The 17,038-nt window shown below is 72.2% G+C and carries 2 protein-coding genes; both read left to right on the top strand.

What is annotated here, in order from left to right:
- The first annotated feature begins 2 nt into the window (after positions 1-2).
- Positions 3-10,652 carry an SDR family NAD(P)-dependent oxidoreductase gene (locus tag AB0C66_RS13535; RefSeq protein WP_362436772.1) on the top strand — a complete coding sequence of 3,550 codons (10,650 nt, stop codon included), beginning with the start codon at positions 3-5 and terminating at the stop codon, positions 10,650-10,652.
- Between the two features lie 14 nt (positions 10,653-10,666).
- Positions 10,667-17,038, top strand: a complete 6,372-nt coding sequence (locus tag AB0C66_RS13530) for a type I polyketide synthase (RefSeq protein ID WP_362436770.1) — start codon at positions 10,667-10,669, stop codon at positions 17,036-17,038.

Here is a 17,038-nt window from a genome sequence, read left to right as displayed (position 1 = left end):
AAATGGCAGAGAACACCGATCAGCAGGAGAAGATCGCCCGCTATCTCAAGAAGATGGCGAGCGACCTCAACCAGGCCCGCGCACAGCTCCGCGAGTACGAGTCCCGCGGCGGGGAGCCCCTTGCGATCGTCGGCATGAGCTGCCGGTACCCGGGCGGAGTGACCTCGCCGGAGGAGCTGTGGGAGCTCGTGGCCACCGGCCGCGACGCCATCGGCCCGTTCCCCACGGACCGTGGCTGGGACCTGGAGCGGCTCTACGACCCGGACCCGGACCGGCTCGGCACCGTGTACACCCGGGAGGGCGGGTTCGTCGACGGCGCCGCCGAGTTCGACGCCGACTTCTTCGGCATCAGCCCGCGCGAGGCCACCGCGATGGACCCGCAGCAGCGGCTGCTGCTGGAGGCGTCGTGGGAGGCGCTGGAAGACGCGGGCATCGACCCGAACCGGCTGCGCGGCAGCAACACGGGTGTGTTCTGCGGTGTCGGCCCCTCCGACTACGCGTCCATGCCCGCCGGAGCCCTGCCCCAGATCGAGGGCTTCCGCCTCACCGGTTCCACCACCAGCGTGGTGTCCGGCCGCGTCGCGTACAGCCTCGGTCTCGAGGGCCCGGCGGTGTCGGTGGACACCGCCTGCTCGGCCTCCGCCGTCGCCCTGCACCTCGCGATGAACGCGCTGCGGGCGGGCGAGTGCTCGCTCGCGCTCGCCGGTGGTGTCACCGTGCTGGCCGGCCCCTTCCTGCACATGGAGTTCAGCCGCCAGCGCGGGCTGGCCCCCGACGGGCGCTGCAAGGCGTACTCGGCATCGGCCGACGGCACCGGCTTCTCCGACGGGCTCGGTCTGGTGGTGCTGGAGCGGCTGTCCGACGCCCAACGGAACGGCCGTCGCATCCTCGGTGTGATCCGGGGGAGCGCGGTGAACCAGGACGGTGCGAGCAACGGTCTGACGGCGCCGAACGGTCCCTCCCAGGAGCGGGTCATCCGTCGCGCCCTCGAGAACGCCGGGCTGTCCCCGTCCGATGTGGACGCGGTCGAGGGCCATGGCACGGGCACCGTGCTCGGCGACCCGATCGAGGCGCAGGCGCTGCTGGCCACATACGGCCGGGACCGCGAGGGCGATCCGCTGTGGCTGGGCTCCATCAAGTCGAACATCGGCCACACCTCGACCGCCGCTGGTGTGGCGGGTGTGATCAAGATGGTGATGGCGATGCGGCACGGTGTGCTGCCGCCCACCCTGCACGCGGACGAGCCGTCACCGCATGTGGACTGGGAGTCGGGTCAGGTCCGGCTGTTGACCGAGCCCCGGGAGTGGCACGTCGAGGGCCGTCCGCGCCGCGCGGCGGTGTCGTCGTTCGGTGTCAGTGGCACCAACGCGCACATCATCGTGGAGGAGGCGCCCGCCGAGGAACCGTCCGAGGACGCTCCGGCCGAGGTCATCCGGCCCGCAGGAGCGGTGCCGGTGGTGCTGTCCGCTCGCAACGACGCCGCGCTGCGGGCGCAGGCGGAGCGGCTGCGGGAGCGCGTGGCCGCCGATGCGGAGGTGTCCGTCGCGGACATCGCCTTCTCGTCGGCGACGACTCGGGCGTTGCTGGACCGCCGGGCTGTGGTGGTGGCGGGTGACCGGGATGAGTTGCTGGCGCGGCTGACGGAGGTGTCGGCCGAGTCCGGTGTTTCGGGTAAGTCGGCGTTCCTCTTCACGGGGCAGGGTTCGCAGCGTTCGGGGATGGGTCTGGAGTTGGCCGGGGTGTTCCCGGTGTTCGACCAGGCGCTGACCGAGGTGTGCGCGGAGCTGGATCCCCGTCTAAGGCGTTCGGTGCGTGAGTTGCTGGGCGCTGAGGCTGCGGTGTTGAACTCGACGGAGTTCACGCAGGTGGTGTTGTTCGCGGTTGAGGTGGCGCTGTTCCGGCTGGCGGAGTCGTTGGGGGTTCGTCCGGACTATCTGATCGGCCATTCGGTCGGTGAGATCGCTGCCGCGCATGTGGCGGGTGTGTTGTCGCTGGCGGATGCCGCTGAGCTGGTGGTGGCGCGTGGTCGGTTGATGGGTGCGCTGCCGAGTGGCGGTGCGATGGTGGCGGTTCAGGCTGCTGAGGCTGAGGTGGCGGAGTCGCTTGCCGGGTTTGAGGGCCGGTTGGAGATCGCCGCCGTCAATGGCCCGCTGGCCGTGGTGGTTTCCGGTGATGAGGAGGCTGCGGAGGAGTGGCTGCCGCGGTGGGAGGGGCGTAAGACGTCTCGGCTTCGGGTGTCGCATGCGTTCCACTCGCCGCGTATGGAGCCGATGCTCGACGAGTTCCGTGCGGTGGCGGAGCGGCTGGCGTACGCGGAGCCCCGAATCCCTGTGGTCTCCAATGTGACCGGCGAGCTGGTCTCCGCGTTTGACGCGGACTACTGGGTGCGCCATGTCCGTCAGGCTGTCCGCTTCGCCGACGGTGTGCGGACCCTGTGGGAGCTGGGCGTCCGACGGTTCCTGGAGCTGGGCCCCGACGCCGTACTGACGGCTATGGCCCGTCAGTCCGTCGAAGACGACTCCGAGGCCACCTTCATCCCCACGCTGCGGGCCAAGCGCACCGAGAGCGAGACGTTCGCCGGTTTCCTCGGCCGCGCTTACACCGCCGGGGCGGAGGTGGACTGGCACGCCTTCTACGCCGCCACCGGCGCCCAGCGTGTCGAGCTGCCCGCCTACGCCTTCCAGCGGGAGCGGTTCTGGCTGACGCCGGGCAGCGCGCCGGGCGATGTCTCGGCCACCGGACTCATCGCCGTAGACCACCCCGTCCTGGCCGGTCGGGCGCTTATCGGCGACCGCGACGAATGGCTCTTCACCGGCCGTATCTCCACCGAGACCCAGCCGTGGACACGTGACCATGTGGTCATGGGCGCGACCATCGTGCCCGGTGTGGCACTGGTCGAGATGAGCCTGGCCGCCGGGCGCGAGGTCGGCTGCGAGGTGCTCGACGAGCTTGTGATCGAGGCCCCGTTGGCCCTCGAGGAGACAGCGGCGCGCCGGCTCCAGATCATCGTCGGCCACACCGACGAGGACGGCCGTCGCGAGTTCGTCATCTTCTCGCGCCCCGAGACCGAGGACGCGGACGAGCAGCCCGAGGCCACCTGCCACGGCCGTGGCTGGCTGGGGTCCGACCCCAAGTCCGCGCCCGCGTGGGACATCGCATGGCCTCCCCAGGACGCCGAGCCCCTCTCCGCGGAGGCGCTCTACACCCGCATGGCCGACATCGGCTACGACTACGGCGCCCTGTTCCAGGGCGTGGTGGAGGCGTGGCAGGACGACGATGTCGTGTACGTCGAGCTGGCCCTGCCGGACGACACCGACGTGCAGGGCTTCGGCATCCACCCCGGGCTCTTCGACTCCGCGGTGCAGAGCTCGCTCTTCGGCGAGAAGCCGGATGACACCCTCGTCATGCCGTTCTCGTGGAACGGGGTCCGGCTCAGCCGGACCGGTGTGTCGCGCGCCCGCGCCCGGCTGACCCCCGCGGGCGAGGCCGCCTTCCGCATCGACATCGTCGACGAGTACGACGAGCCGGTGCTCAGCATGGACAAGCTGGTGTTCCGGCCGGTCGACCAGGCCCAGTTGAAGCGGGCCGCGACGGCGCAGGGTTCCCTGTACCGGCTCGACTGGACCCCGGTCACGGTCGCCACCGGCCGGTCCGCCCGGGTGGCGGTGCTCGGTGGACTTCCCGCCGAGGGCGAGCCGTTCGAGGACCTGGCCGCCCTGGAGCAGGCCGTGGCCGGTGGCGAGCAGGCGCCCGAACTGGTGCTCGCGGTCGTGGACACCGCGGAGGCCACGGCTGCCGCGGTCGAGGCGCTGGCTCTGGTCCGGAAGTGGCTCGCCAGTGAGGGCCTGGGCGGGGCCGCGCTGGCGGTGGTGACCCGGTGCGCGGTCGCCGTCGACGGCGAGGCTCCCGACACGGCCCAGGCGGCGGTGTGGGGTCTGCTGCGGAGTGCCCAGTCGGAGCACCCGGGGCGGTTCCTGCTCGTCGACCTCGACGCCGACACGGTGGTCGACGGGTTGCAGTGGGGTGGACTGCCGGATCTGGACGAGCCGCAGCTCGCGGTGCGCGGCGGACGGGTGCTGGCGCCGAGGCTGGCCCGCGCCACGGCCGGAGAATCCACGACCGCGTTCGATCCCGACGGGACCGTGGTGATCACCGGTGGTACGGGTGGTCTGGGTGCGGTGTTCGCTCGTCACCTGGCGACGGCTCACGGTGTGCGGCATGTGTTGTTGCTGAGTCGTCGTGGTCCGGAGGCCGAGGGTGCCGCCGAGTTGGTGGCGGAGCTGGCGGCTCTGGACTGCCGTGCGCACGTCGTCGCGTGTGATGTGTCCGATCGGGAGCAGCTGGTCGCCGCGCTGGGTTCGGTGGAGCGTCCGCTGACCGCGGTCGTACACACCGCCGGTGTGCTGGACGACGCTGTGATCGAGTCGCTGTCGCCGGAGCAGGTGGAGCGGGTGATGCGGCCGAAGGTGGATGCGGCGTGGCATCTGCATGAGTTGACCGCCGACGCCGATCTCTCCGCGTTTGTGTTGTTCTCTTCGGTGGCCGCGTTGATCGGCAGTCCGGGGCAGGGTAACTACGCTGCGGCGAACGCGGCTCTGGACGCGTTGGCGGCGTCCCGGCGTGCGGTGGGGTTGCCCGCCACGTCGTTGGCGTGGGGTCTGTGGTCGGAGGCCGCGGGTATGGCGGCGCAGTTGGGTCAGGGGGAGCTGGCCCGGCTGGAGCGTATGGGTGCCAAGGCACTGACCACCGAGTTGGGTCTCGGCCTCTTCGACCAAGCCCTCACCTCGGATGCCGCACTGCTGGCGCCGGTCCAGTTGGACATGGCGGTACTGCGCGCCCAGGCCAGGACCGGAGTGATCCCCGCCGTAATGCGCGGACTGGCACCCGCGGCACGGCGCGCGGAGGGCGGCGGATCGCTCGCCCAGCGCCTCGCGGGTGTGCCGGAGGCGGACCGTGAGCGGGTCGCCCTCGAACTGGTGCTGACCCAGGTGGCCGGTGTGCTCGGGCACGCCTCGGCCACGTCCATCGACCCCGGCCGCGCGTTCAACGAGCTCGGTTTCGACTCCCTGAGCGCGGTCGAGCTGCGCAACCGGCTGACCCAGGCCAGCGGTGTGCGGCTGCCCGCCACCCTGGTGTTCGACCACCCGTCCCCCGTGGCGGTGGCACGTCTGCTGGTCTCGCAGATCACCGTTGACCCCGCGAGCGTGCGCACCCGTACGGCGCGGCCGCGGCGCGTCGACTCCGGTGAGCCCCTGGCCATCGTGGGCATGAGCTGCCGTTTCCCCGGTGGGGTGAGCTCGCCGGAGGAGCTGTGGGAGCTGGTGTCCCAGGGCCGTGACGCGATGGGCCCGTTCCCGGCCGATCGTGGCTGGGATCTGGAGCGGCTCTACGACCCGGACCCCGACCAGGTCGGTACGGTGTACACCCGGGCCGGTGGATTCGTGGACCGCATCGGCGAGTTCGACGCGGACTTCTTCGGGATCAGCCCGCGCGAGGCGCTCGCGACGGACCCGCAGCAGCGTGTGCTGCTGGAGGCGTCGTGGGAGGCGTTCGAGGACGCGGGGATCGACCCGACCTCGCTGCGCGGCAGCAACACCGGTGTCTTCTGCGGCACCGTCGCCTCGGGCTACCACGCGACGATGGCTCCGGAACTTGAGGGTTACCACCTGACCGGCACCACGATGAGCGTGGTGTCCGGCCGGATCGCGTACACCCTCGGTCTCGAGGGTCCTGCGGTGTCGGTGGACACCGCGTGCTCCTCCTCCGCCGTCGCCCTGCACCTGGCCTCCCAGGCGCTGCGGGCGGGCGAGTGCGAGACGGCGCTCGTCGGTGGTATCTCGCTCATGGCCACACCGGATCTCCTCATCGGCTTCAGCCGTCAGCGCGGTCTGGCGAGCGACGGCCGGTGCAAGGCGTACGCGGCCTCCGCCGACGGCACCGGGTTCTCCGACGGCGTGGGTGTGGTCGTGGTGGAGCGGCTGTCGGACGCCCGTCGCAACGGTCGTCGCATCCTCGGTGTGGTCCGGGGCAGCGCGGTGAACCAGGACGGTGCCAGCAACGGTTTGACCGCGCCCAACGGTCCCTCCCAGGAGCGGGTCATCCGGCAGGCGCTGGCCAGCGCCGGACTGAGCCCGCTCGAGATCGACGCGGTCGAGGGCCATGGCACGGGCACGAAGCTGGGTGACCCGATCGAGGCGCAGGCGTTGCTGGCCACCTATGGCCGGGAGCGCGACGGGGATCCGTTGTGGCTGGGGTCGATCAAGTCCAACATCGGTCACACCTCGGCGGCTGCCGGTGTGGCGGGTGTGATCAAGATGGTGATGGCGATGCGGCACGGTGTGCTGCCGCCGACCCTGCACGTCGATGAGCCATCGCCGCATGTGGACTGGGAGTCCGGTGAGGTGCGGCTGCTGACCGAGGCGCGCGAGTGGCACGTCGAGGGACGTCCGCGCCGCGCGGCGGTGTCGTCGTTCGGTGTCAGTGGCACCAACGCGCACATCATCATGGAGGAGGCTCCGGCCGAGGAGCCGGAGTCCGTTGAACGGACCACGCCTGCCGCTCCGCTGCCGGTCGTGGTCTCCGCGCGCACCGATGCGGCCCTGCGCTCACAGGCGCGGCGGCTGCGTGAGCGGGTGGCCGCCGACGCGGAGGTGTCCGTCGCGGACATCGGCTTCTCCTCGGCCACCACCCGCGCGCTGCTGGAGCGACGGGCGACCGTGGTGGCCACGGACCGCGAGGAACTGCTGGCCGGGCTGGAGGCGCTGGCCTCGGCGGACCCGGCGGTCAACCTCGTGGACGGCCAGGTCATCGCCTCGGGCGCCAAGCCGGTGTTCGTGTTCCCGGGGCAGGGCGCGCAGTGGGAGGGCATGGCGGTCGAACTCCTCGACACCGCCCCGGTGTTCGCCGCCGAGATCGCCGCGTGTGGCGAGGCGCTCTCCGAGTTCGTGGACTGGCGTCTGGAGGATGTGCTGCGCGGCGCGCCGGGCGCGCCGTCGATGGAGCGCGTGGATGTCGTCCAGCCCGCGCTGTTCGCGGTGCTGATCGGCCTGGCCGCGCTGTGGCGTTCCTACGGTGTCGAGCCGTCCGCGGTGGTCGGGCATTCGCAGGGGGAGATCGCCGCCGCGTATGTGGCCGGTGGGCTGTCCTTGCGGGACGCGATCCGGATCGTGGCGGTGCGCAGCCAGTTGGTGCGGGACCGGCTCGCCGGACTCGGCGGCATGATGTCCGTCGCGCTGGACGCGGAGCGGGCCGCGAAGCTCATCGCCCCGTACGAGGGCCGGGTGTCGCTGGCGGCCGTCAACGGCCCGGCGACCGTGGTGGTCGCGGGTGAACCGGAGGCCCTGGACGCCGTGCTGGAGGTGTGCGAACGGGAGGAGATCCGGGCCCGCCGGGTCAAGGTGGACTACGCGTCGCACACCGCCCAGGTCGAGACGGTGGAAGCGGAGCTACTGGAGGCTCTTGCGTCGGTGGTGCCGACCGCCGGCAAGGTCCCGGTGTACTCCACGGCGCTCGGCGCGTTCGTCGACACCGCCACCATGGACGCCGCGTACTGGTACACCAGCCTGCGCAGCCCGGTCGGCTTCGAGCCCGCGATCAGCGCGCTCATCGACAACGGCGCCGGATGCTTCCTGGAGATGTCCCCGCACCCCGTGCTCACCATGGCGGTCGAGGAGACCGTCGAGGCGCGGGACGCGGCGGGCCGGGTGGCCGTGGTCGGTTCGCTGCGCCGGGACGAGGGCGGCTTCGCCCGGTTCTGGCTGTCGCTGGGCCAGGCACACGCCGCCGGTGTCGAGGTGAACTGGGACGCGGTGTACGACGGGACGGGCGCGCGGCGGGTGAACCTGCCCACCTACGCCTTCCAGCGCGAGAACTACTGGCTGATGCCGTCGGCGCGGGCCGGTGACGTCGGCGCCGCCGGTCTCGACCAGGTCGAGCACCCCGTCCTCGCCGCCGCCGTGCAGATCGGTGACCGCGACGAGTGGGTGTTCACCGGCCGCTTCTCCGCCGAGTCGCAGCCGTGGGTGCGCGACCACGTCGTCCTGGGCGCGATGATCGTGCCCGGCACCGCCTGGGTGGACCTCGCGCTGGCCGCGGGCCGTCGCGTGGGCACGCCGGTGGTGGACGAGCTGGTGATGGAGTCACCGCTGCTGCTGGAGGAGGCGACGACCGCACAACTGCGGGTCACGGTCGGGGCGGCCGGTGAGGATGGCCGCCGTGAGGTGATGATCTTCGCTAGGTCCGGTGCCGGTGCCGGTTCCGGTTCCGGGGACGACGCCGAGCCGGTCTGCCATGCGCGCGGCTGGCTGGCCGCGGCGGACACGGCGCCGGTGTCGTCGTGGCTGCCGGCCCAGTGGCCGCCCGCGGATGGTGTGGAGATGACCGGCGGTGCGCTGTACGCCGGGATGGCCGAGCTCGGATTCGACTACGGGCCGGTGTTCCAGGGCGTACGCACGGCATGGCGCGTCGACGACGTGGTCTTCGCCGAGGTGGCGCTGCCGGGTGACACCGGCGGTGAGGGCTTCGGCCTGCACCCGGCCCTGTTCGACGCGTCGTTGCACGGCGCGTTCGCCGAGAAGGGCTCGGACGGCGGGGCCACGATCCTGCCGTTCTCCTGGTCGAAGGTGTCCGGCGGCCGTCCGGGGCTCTCCCGGGTCCGGGTGCGGATCTCGCCCGCGGGGGACGCGGCGCTGCGCGTGGACGTGGTGTCCGAGCAGGGTGAGCCGGTGCTGACGCTGGAGCGCCTGGACATGCGCCCGGTCGAACCGGCCCAGCTGGAGCGGCTGCGCCGTGGCGGCGGACAGTCGGTGTACCAGCTCGACTGGACCCCGGTGACCCTGGGCGCGAGCAGGTCCGCACGGGTCGCGGTCCTCGGCGATCTGGCCGAACTGGAACAGGCCGTGGCCGATGTGGAACGGGCCGTGGCCGACGGGACGCCCGTACCGGACCTGGTGCTGGCCACCTTCGAGACCCGTGACGGGGACGTGGCCGCGACCGCCCGCGAAGCCACCGCCGAGGCACTGGCGTTGGTGCAGCGGTGGCTGGCCAGCGAGTGGCTGGGCCAGTCCCGGCTGGTCGTCGCGACCCGCGGGGCCGTCGACGCCGTCGGTGGCGAAGCCCCCGACCTGGTCCAGGCGGCGGTGTGGGGTCTGCTGCGCAGTGCCCAGTCCGAGCACCCGGACCGGTTCGTCCTGGTGGACCTCGAGGGCGAGGAGCCCGACTGGGGCGCGGTGCTCGACGCGGAGGAGCCGCAACTCGCGGTCCGCGACGGACGGGTGCTGGCACCCAGGCTGTCGCGCGCGTCCGCGGGTGAGTCGGTGACGGCGTTCGACCCCGAGGGCACCGTGGTGGTCACCGGTGGTACGGGTGGTCTGGGCGCCCTGTTCGCCCGGCACCTCGCCACCGCCCGCGGTGTGCGCCATCTGCTGCTGCTCAGCCGTCGCGGTCCGGAGGCCGAGGGCGCGGCCGAGTTGGTGGCGGAGCTGGCGGCCCTGGGCTGCGATGCGCGGGTCTTCGCGTGTGATGTGTCCGACCGGGACCAGTTGGCCGCCGCGCTCGGCTCCCTGGAGCACCCGCTGACCGGGGTCGTACACACCGCCGGTGTGCTCGACGACGGTGTGGTGGAGGCACTGACACCCGAGCAGATCGAGCGGGTCATGCGGCCGAAGGTGGACGCGGCGTGGCATCTGCACGAGCTGACCGCCGACGCCGACCTCTCCGCGTTCGTGCTGTTCTCCTCGGTGTCCGCGCTCATCGGCAGCCCGGGGCAGGGCAACTACGCGGCGGCGAACGCGACTCTGGACGCGCTGGCCGGGCTCCGGCGGGCCGCGGGTCTGCCCGCCACCTCGCTGGCGTGGGGTCTGTGGTCGGACGCGGGCATGGCCGCCCGCCTGGACGAAGCCGAGTTCGCCCGTCTGGAGCGGATGGGCATCAGCGCGCTCACCGCCGAAACCGGCCCCGCCCTGTTCGACCAGTCGCTGGACGTGGACGCCCCCGTGGTGGCCCCGGTCCTGCTGGAGACGGCCGCCCTGCGCGCCCAGGCACGGGCCGGGATGCTCCCGCCGCTGCTGCGCGGGCTGGTCCGGGCCCCGGCCCGGGTGGTCGACGCCGGTGGCGGCGCGCTGGTGTCGCGACTCGCCGGAGTGGCGGAGGCGGACCGTGGGCGGATCGTCCTGGAACTCGTACAGGCCCAGGTGGCCGCGGTGCTCGGCCATGCGTCGGCCACGTCCATCGAGCCCGAGCGGGCGTTCAAGGACATCGGCTTCGACTCGCTCAGCGCGGTGGAGCTGCGCAACCGGCTGACCCAGGCCACCGGTGTGCGGCTGCCCGCCACGCTCGTCTTCGACCACCCCACACCGGCCGCGGTCGCCGAGTTGGTGCTGTCCGAGGTCGGTGGCGGGGAGCGGGCCGAACCCCTCATCGACCAGGAGATGAGGAAGCTCGAGGACATGCTCGCCGCGACCTCCGCGGAGGAGCAGCAGCGGGTGGCCAAGCGCCTGCGCACCCTGCTGTCCAGCATCAGCGCCCATACCGGCGCCACCGCGGGCGACGGCGGACAGGTCGACAAGAAGCAGAACGCCAAGGAGCGGATCGAGGCGGCCACCACGGCCGAGGAGATCTTCCAGATGATCGATGTGGAGTTGGGCGACGCGTGACGGGGGACACAGGAATGACGGAGAACATCGATCAGCAGGAAAAGCTCGTCCGCTACCTCAAGAAAGTCGCGGTCGAACTCAACGAGACCAGGGCGCAGCTCGAAGAGGTCGAGTCCCGGGCGACCGAACCGCTGGCCATCATCGGCATGAGCTGCCGCTACCCGGGCGGGGTCACCTCGCCCGACGAGCTGTGGGAGCTGGTGGCCTCGGGTCGGGACGCCGTCAGCGGGCTGCCCACCGACCGCGGTTGGGACCTGGAGCGGCTCTACGACCCGGACCCCGAGCAGACCGGCAAGGTCTACGCCCGCGGTGGCGGCTTCGTGGAGGGCATCGGGGAGTTCGACGCGGAATTCTTCGGCATCAGCCCGCGCGAGGCGATGGCCATGGACCCGCAGCAGCGGCTCCTCCTGGAGGCGTCGTGGGAGGCGTTCGAGGACGCCCGTATCGACGTGACCTCGCTGCGCGGCAGTGACACCGGTGTCTACTGCGGCCTCAGCGTCACCGACTACGGCATGGGTCCGGAGAAGAGCGTCGCCCAGGTGGAGGGCTTCCAGCTCACCGGTGGCGCCGCCAGCGTCTCCTCCGGTCGTATCTCCTACCTTCTCGGCCTGGAGGGCCCTGCGGTGTCGGTGGACACCGCGTGCTCCTCCTCCGCCGTCGCCCTGCATATGGCGGTGCAGGCGCTGCGGGCGGGTGAGTGCTCGCTCGCCCTCGCCGGTGGTGTGACCCTCATGCCCACCCCGTTCATGCTGCGGGAGTTCAGCCGTCAGCGCGGACTGTCGACGGACGGCCGCTGCCGTGCGTACGCGGCGTCCGCCGACGGTACGGGCTTCTCCGACGGGCTCGGTCTTGTGGTGCTGGAGCGGCTGTCCGACGCCCGGCGCAACGGGCACCGCGTCCTCGGGCTCATCCGCGGTACCGCACTCAACCAGGACGGTGCGAGCAACGGCCTGACCGCGCCGAACGGCCCTTCCCAGGAGCGGGTCATCCGTCAGGCACTGGCAGGCGCCGGGCTGCGGCCGTCCGATGTGGACGCGGTCGACGGCCATGGCACGGGCACGAAGCTGGGTGACCCGATCGAGGCGCAGGCCCTGCTGGCCACCTATGGCCGGGACCGTGAGGGGGATCCGTTGTGGCTGGGCTCGATCAAGTCCAACATCGGTCACACCTCGGCCGGGGCTGCCGTCGCCGGTGTGATCAAGATGGTGATGGCGATGCGGCATGGTGTGCTGCCGCCGACGCTGCATGTGGATGAGCCGTCACCGCATGTGGACTGGGAGTCCGGCCGGGTCGAGTTGCTGACCGAGTCCCGTGAGTGGTCGACGGGCGACCGTCCGCGCCGTGCGGGTGTGTCGTCGTTCGGTGTCAGTGGCACCAACGCGCACATCATCGTGGAGGAGGCTCCGGTCGAGGAGCCGGTGTCCGTTGAGCGGAGCGCGTCTGCCGTGCCGTTGCCGGTGGTGGTGTCCGCCCGGACGGATGAGGCGCTGCGGGCGCAGGTGGAGCGGCTGCGTTCGCATCTGCTGTCGCAGCCTGAGCTGTCTGTCACGGACACGGCGTTCTCGCTGGTGACCTCGCGTGCGTTGCTGGACCGTCGGGCTGTGGTGGTGGCGGGTGACCGGGATGAGTTGCTGGCGTGGCTGACCGAGGTGTCGGCCGAGTCCGGGATCGCGGGGCAGACGGCGTTCCTCTTCACGGGGCAGGGTTCGCAGCGTTCGGGGATGGGTCTGGAGTTGGCCGGGGTGTTCCCGGTGTTCGATCAGGCGCTGACCGAGGTGTGCGCGGAGTTGGATCCCCGTCTGGGGCGTTCGGTGCGTGAGTTGCTGGGCGCTGAGAGTGCGGTGTTGAACTCGACGGAGTTCACGCAGGTGGTGTTGTTCGCGGTTGAGGTGGCGCTGTTCCGGCTGGCGGAGTCGTTGGGGGTTCGTCCGGACTATCTGATCGGCCATTCGGTCGGTGAGATCGCTGCCGCGCATGTGGCGGGTGTGTTGTCGCTGGCGGATGCCGCTGAGCTGGTGGTGGCGCGTGGTCGGTTGATGGGTGCGCTGCCGAGTGGCGGTGCGATGGTGGCGGTTCAGGCTGCTGAGGCTGAGGTGGCGGAGTCGCTGGCCGGGTTTGAGGGCCGGTTGGAGATCGCCGCCGTCAATGGCCCGTTGGCGGTGGTTGTCTCGGGTGATGAGGAGGCTGCGGAGGAGTGGTTGCCGCGGTGGGAGGGGCGTAAGACGTCTCGGCTTCGGGTGTCGCATGCGTTCCACTCGCCGCGTATGGAGCCGATGCTCGACGAGTTCCGTGCGGTGGCCGACAAGTTGGCGTATGCCGAGCCCCGTATCCCGGTGGTGTCGAATGTGTCCGGTGAGTTGGTGTCGGCGTTTGACGCGGACTACTGGGTGCGTCATGTCCGTGAGGCTGTCCGCTTCGCCGACGGTGTGCGGACCCTGTGGGCCCTGGGCGTGCGGCGGTTCCTGGAGCTGGGGCCCGACGCCGTACTGACCGCGATGGCGCGTCAGTGTGTGGAGGATGACGCCGAGGCGGCGTTCCTTCCGGCGCTGCGGGCCAAGCGCACCGAGAGCGAGACGTTCGCCGGATTCCTCGGTCGCGCTCACACCGCCGGGGTGGAGGTGGACTGGCACGCCTTCTACACCGACACCGGCGCCCAGCGCGTCGATCTGCCGACCTATGCCTTCCAGCGTCAGAACTACTGGCTGACGCCGTCGGCGCGGGGCGATGTCGCGGCGGCCGGACTCGACCAGGTCGAACACCCCGTACTGGCCGCTGCCGTGCAGCTGGGCGACCGCGACGAGTGGGTGTTCACCGGCCGTATCTCCGCCGAGTCGCAGCCGTGGGTGCGTGACCATGTCGTCCTGGGCGTGGTGATCGTGCCCGGTACGGCCTGGGTGGAGCTGGTGTCGACCGCCGGTCGCCGGGTCGGCGCGCCGGTGGTGGACGAGCTGGTGATGGAGGCGCCGCTGCTGCTGGAGGAGGACGCCGCGGCGCAACTGCGGGTCACGGTCGGCCCGGCCGGTGAGGACGGCCGCCGCGAAGTGGCGGTCTTCGCCCGCCCCGAGGGCGGAGACGGCGAGGAGCAGGCCGAGCCGATCTGCCACGCCCGTGGCTGGCTGGCCGCGGAGGACACCGCACCGGTGTCGTCGTGGATTCCGGCGCAGTGGCCGCCCGCCGGTGGTACGGAGATCACCGCGGGCGCGCTGTACGCGGGGATGGCCGAGCTCGGATTCGACTACGGGCCGCTGTTCCAGGGCGTGCGCACGGCGTGGCAGGTCGACGGCGACGCCTACGCCGAGGTCGCTCTGCCCGGCGACACCGGCGGCGAGGGCTTCGGGATCCACCCGGCCCTCTTCGACGCCTCCCTGCACTCGGGTCTGGTCCAGGACGAGGGGCCGAGGGACACCGCCTTCCTGCCCTTCTCCTGGTCCGGGGTGCGCACCGGGCAGCGCGGGCTGTCCCGGGTGCGGGTCCGGATGCGCCGCGTGGACGAGACGGCCTTCGGCCTGGACGTCGTCGGCGAGCACGGTGAGCCGGTGCTGAGCCTGGCGCGGCTGGATATGCGTCCGGTCGACCCGGCCCAGCTCGAGCGGCTGCGGCAGGGCGGTGGGCAGTCGGTCTACCAGCTCGACTGGGCCCCGGTCGCGATCGGCGCGGGGCAGCCCCTCCGGGCGGCGGTCCTCGGCGAACTGACGGCCACGGGCGAGCGGTTCGCGGACCTCGCCGCGCTGGAGACGGCCCTCGCCGACGGCACTCCGGTGCCGCAGCTGGTGCTGGCCGCCGTCGACACCCCTGACGGCGAGGTGGCCGGAGCGGCCAGGGAAGCCGCCGCCGGGGCGCTCGCGCTGGTGCAGCGATGGCTGGCCAGTGAGTGGCTGGGGGAGACCCGGCTGGTCGTGGCCACCCGGCGGGCGGTCTCGGTCGCCGGTGAGGCGCCGGACATCGCCCAGGCGGCGGTCTGGGGTCTGCTGCGCAGCGCCCAGTCCGAGCACCCGGACCGGTTCGTCCTGGTCGACCTGGACGGCGACGAGCCCGACTGGGGCGGGGTACTCGACGGGGACGAACCGCAGCTCGCCGTGCGCGGTGAGCGGGTGTTCGCGCCGCGGCTGAACGTGGCCGCCGCTCCCGCCGACGACGCCTGGCGGCTGTCCGTCACCCGCAAGGGCTCCCTCGAGGACGTGGAGGTCGTGTCCTCCGGGGCCGGTCGCCCGCTCGCCGCCGACGAGGTGCGGATCGGGGTCCGCGCGGCGGGAGTGAACTTCCGCGACGTACTGATCGCCCTCGGCGTGTACCCCGACGATGTGCCGCTCGGCGCCGAGGCGGCCGGTGTGGTGCTCGAGGTCGGCTCGGAGGTCTCCGATGTCGCGCCCGGCGACCGGGTCTTCGGGATCGTGATGGAGTCCTTCGGTCCGGTGGCCGTCGCCCCCCGGGCACTGGTGGCCCGGATGCCGGACGAGTGGTCGTTCATCCAGGCGGCGTCGGTGCCGGTGGCCTACGCGACCGCCTACCACGGCCTGGTGGACCTGGCCGGACTGCGCGCCGGGGAGCGGGTGCTGGTGCACGCCGCCGCCGGTGGGGTGGGCACGGCCGCCGTGCAGATCGCACGGCACCTCGGCGCGGAGGTGTTCGCCACCGCCAGTCCGGCCAAGCAGGACGTGGTGCGGGCCGCCGGTGTCGCCGACGACCACATCGCCACCTCGCGGGAGACCGGATTCCGGGACGCGCTCCTGGAGGCCACCGGCGGCGCCGGGATGGACGTGGTGCTGAACTCCCTCGCGGGTGAGTTCGTCGACGCCTCCCTGGACCTGCTGCCGCGCGGCGGCCGGTTCGTGGAGATGGGCAAGGCCGACATCCGCGACGCCGAGGCGCTCGCGGCGGAGCGCGCGGGTGTCGCGTACCGCGCGTTCGACCTGTGGGAGGCGGGGCCGCGGCGCCTCGGTGAGCTGCTGTCCGAGATCGTGGACCTGTTCCGGCAGGGGGTGCTGGAGTTCGCGCCGATCCGGACCTGGGATGTGCGGCAGGGCCGTGAGGCACTGCGCCACCTGCGCGAGGGGCTCAACGTCGGCAAGGTCGTGCTGACCGTTCCGGCGCCGCTGGGCCCGGAGGGCACGGTGGTGGTCACCGGTGGTACGGGTGGTCTGGGCGCGCTGTTCGCCCGCCATCTCGCCGGTGCGCACGGGGTGCGCGATCTGCTGCTGCTCAGCCGCCGGGGTCCGGCGGCCGACGGCGCGGCCGAGCTGGTGGCGGAGCTCGCGGAGCGGGGCTGCCGCGCACGGGCCGTGGCGTGTGATGTGTCCGACCGCGAGCAACTGGCCGCCGCGCTCGGCTCGGTGGAGCGCCCGGTCACCGCGGTGGTGCACGCGGCCGGTGTGCTCGACGACGGTGTGGTCGAGGCCCTGTCGCCCGAGCAGATCGAGCGGGTGATGCGGCCGAAGGTCGACGCCGCGTGGCATCTGCACGAGCTGACCGCCGGCGCGGAGCTTTCGGCGTTCGTGCTGTTCTCCTCGGTGGCGTCCCTGATGGGCAGCCCCGGTCAGGCGAACTACGCGGCGGCGAACGCGACTCTGGACGCGCTGGCCGCGTCCCGGCGGGCCGCGGGTCTGCCCGCCACCTCGCTGGCGTGGGGTCTGTGGTCGGAGGCCGCGGGCATGGCCGCCGGTCTCGACGAGGCCGAACTGGCCCGTCTGGAGCGGATGGGCATGAGCGCGCTCACCGCCGAGACCGGTCTCGCGCTGTTCGATCAGTCGCTGGACGTGGACGCCTCCGTGGTGGCCCCGGTGCGGCTGGAGACGGCCGCGCTGCGCGCCCAGGCACGGGCCGGGATGCTGCCGCCGCTGCTGCGGGGGCTGGTCCGTACCCCGGCCCGGGTGGTCGATGCGGGCGCCGCGGCGCTGGCCCAGCGGCTGGCCGGGGTGCCGGAGGCGGACCGCGAGCGGATCGTGCTCGAACTGGTCCAGGCTCAGGTGGCGTCCGTGCTCGGGCATGCCTCGGCCGCGTCCGTCGACCCCGAACGGGCCTTCAAGGAGCTCGGCTTCGACTCCCTGAGCGCCGTCGAACTCCGCAACCGGCTCACCCGGACCACCGGTGTGCGGCTGCCCGCCACCGTGGTCTTCGACCACCCCAGCCCGGCGGCCATCGCCCGCCATCTGCTGCCGGAGATCGTTCCGGACGCCGTGGTCAAGCCGCGGTCCGAGGAGGACGAGATCCGCGCGCTGCTGGCGTCGATCCCGATGGACCGGCTGCGCCGCGCCGGTCTGCTCGGCACCCTGCGCGAACTGGCCGACAGCGACCGGCCGGAGGCGGTCGGCGAGGACGGGGACAGCGCGTCGTTCGAGGACATGGACGCGGAAGCGCTGATCCGGATGGCTCAGGAGGACCTCGCATGA

This window comes from Streptomyces sp. NPDC048636 (genome assembly GCF_040650655.1).
In the GTDB taxonomy this organism is placed as follows: domain Bacteria; phylum Actinomycetota; class Actinomycetes; order Streptomycetales; family Streptomycetaceae; genus Streptomyces.
Note: the sequence above shows the minus strand (reverse complement) of the source record. Positions and strands in the feature narration are given on the sequence as shown.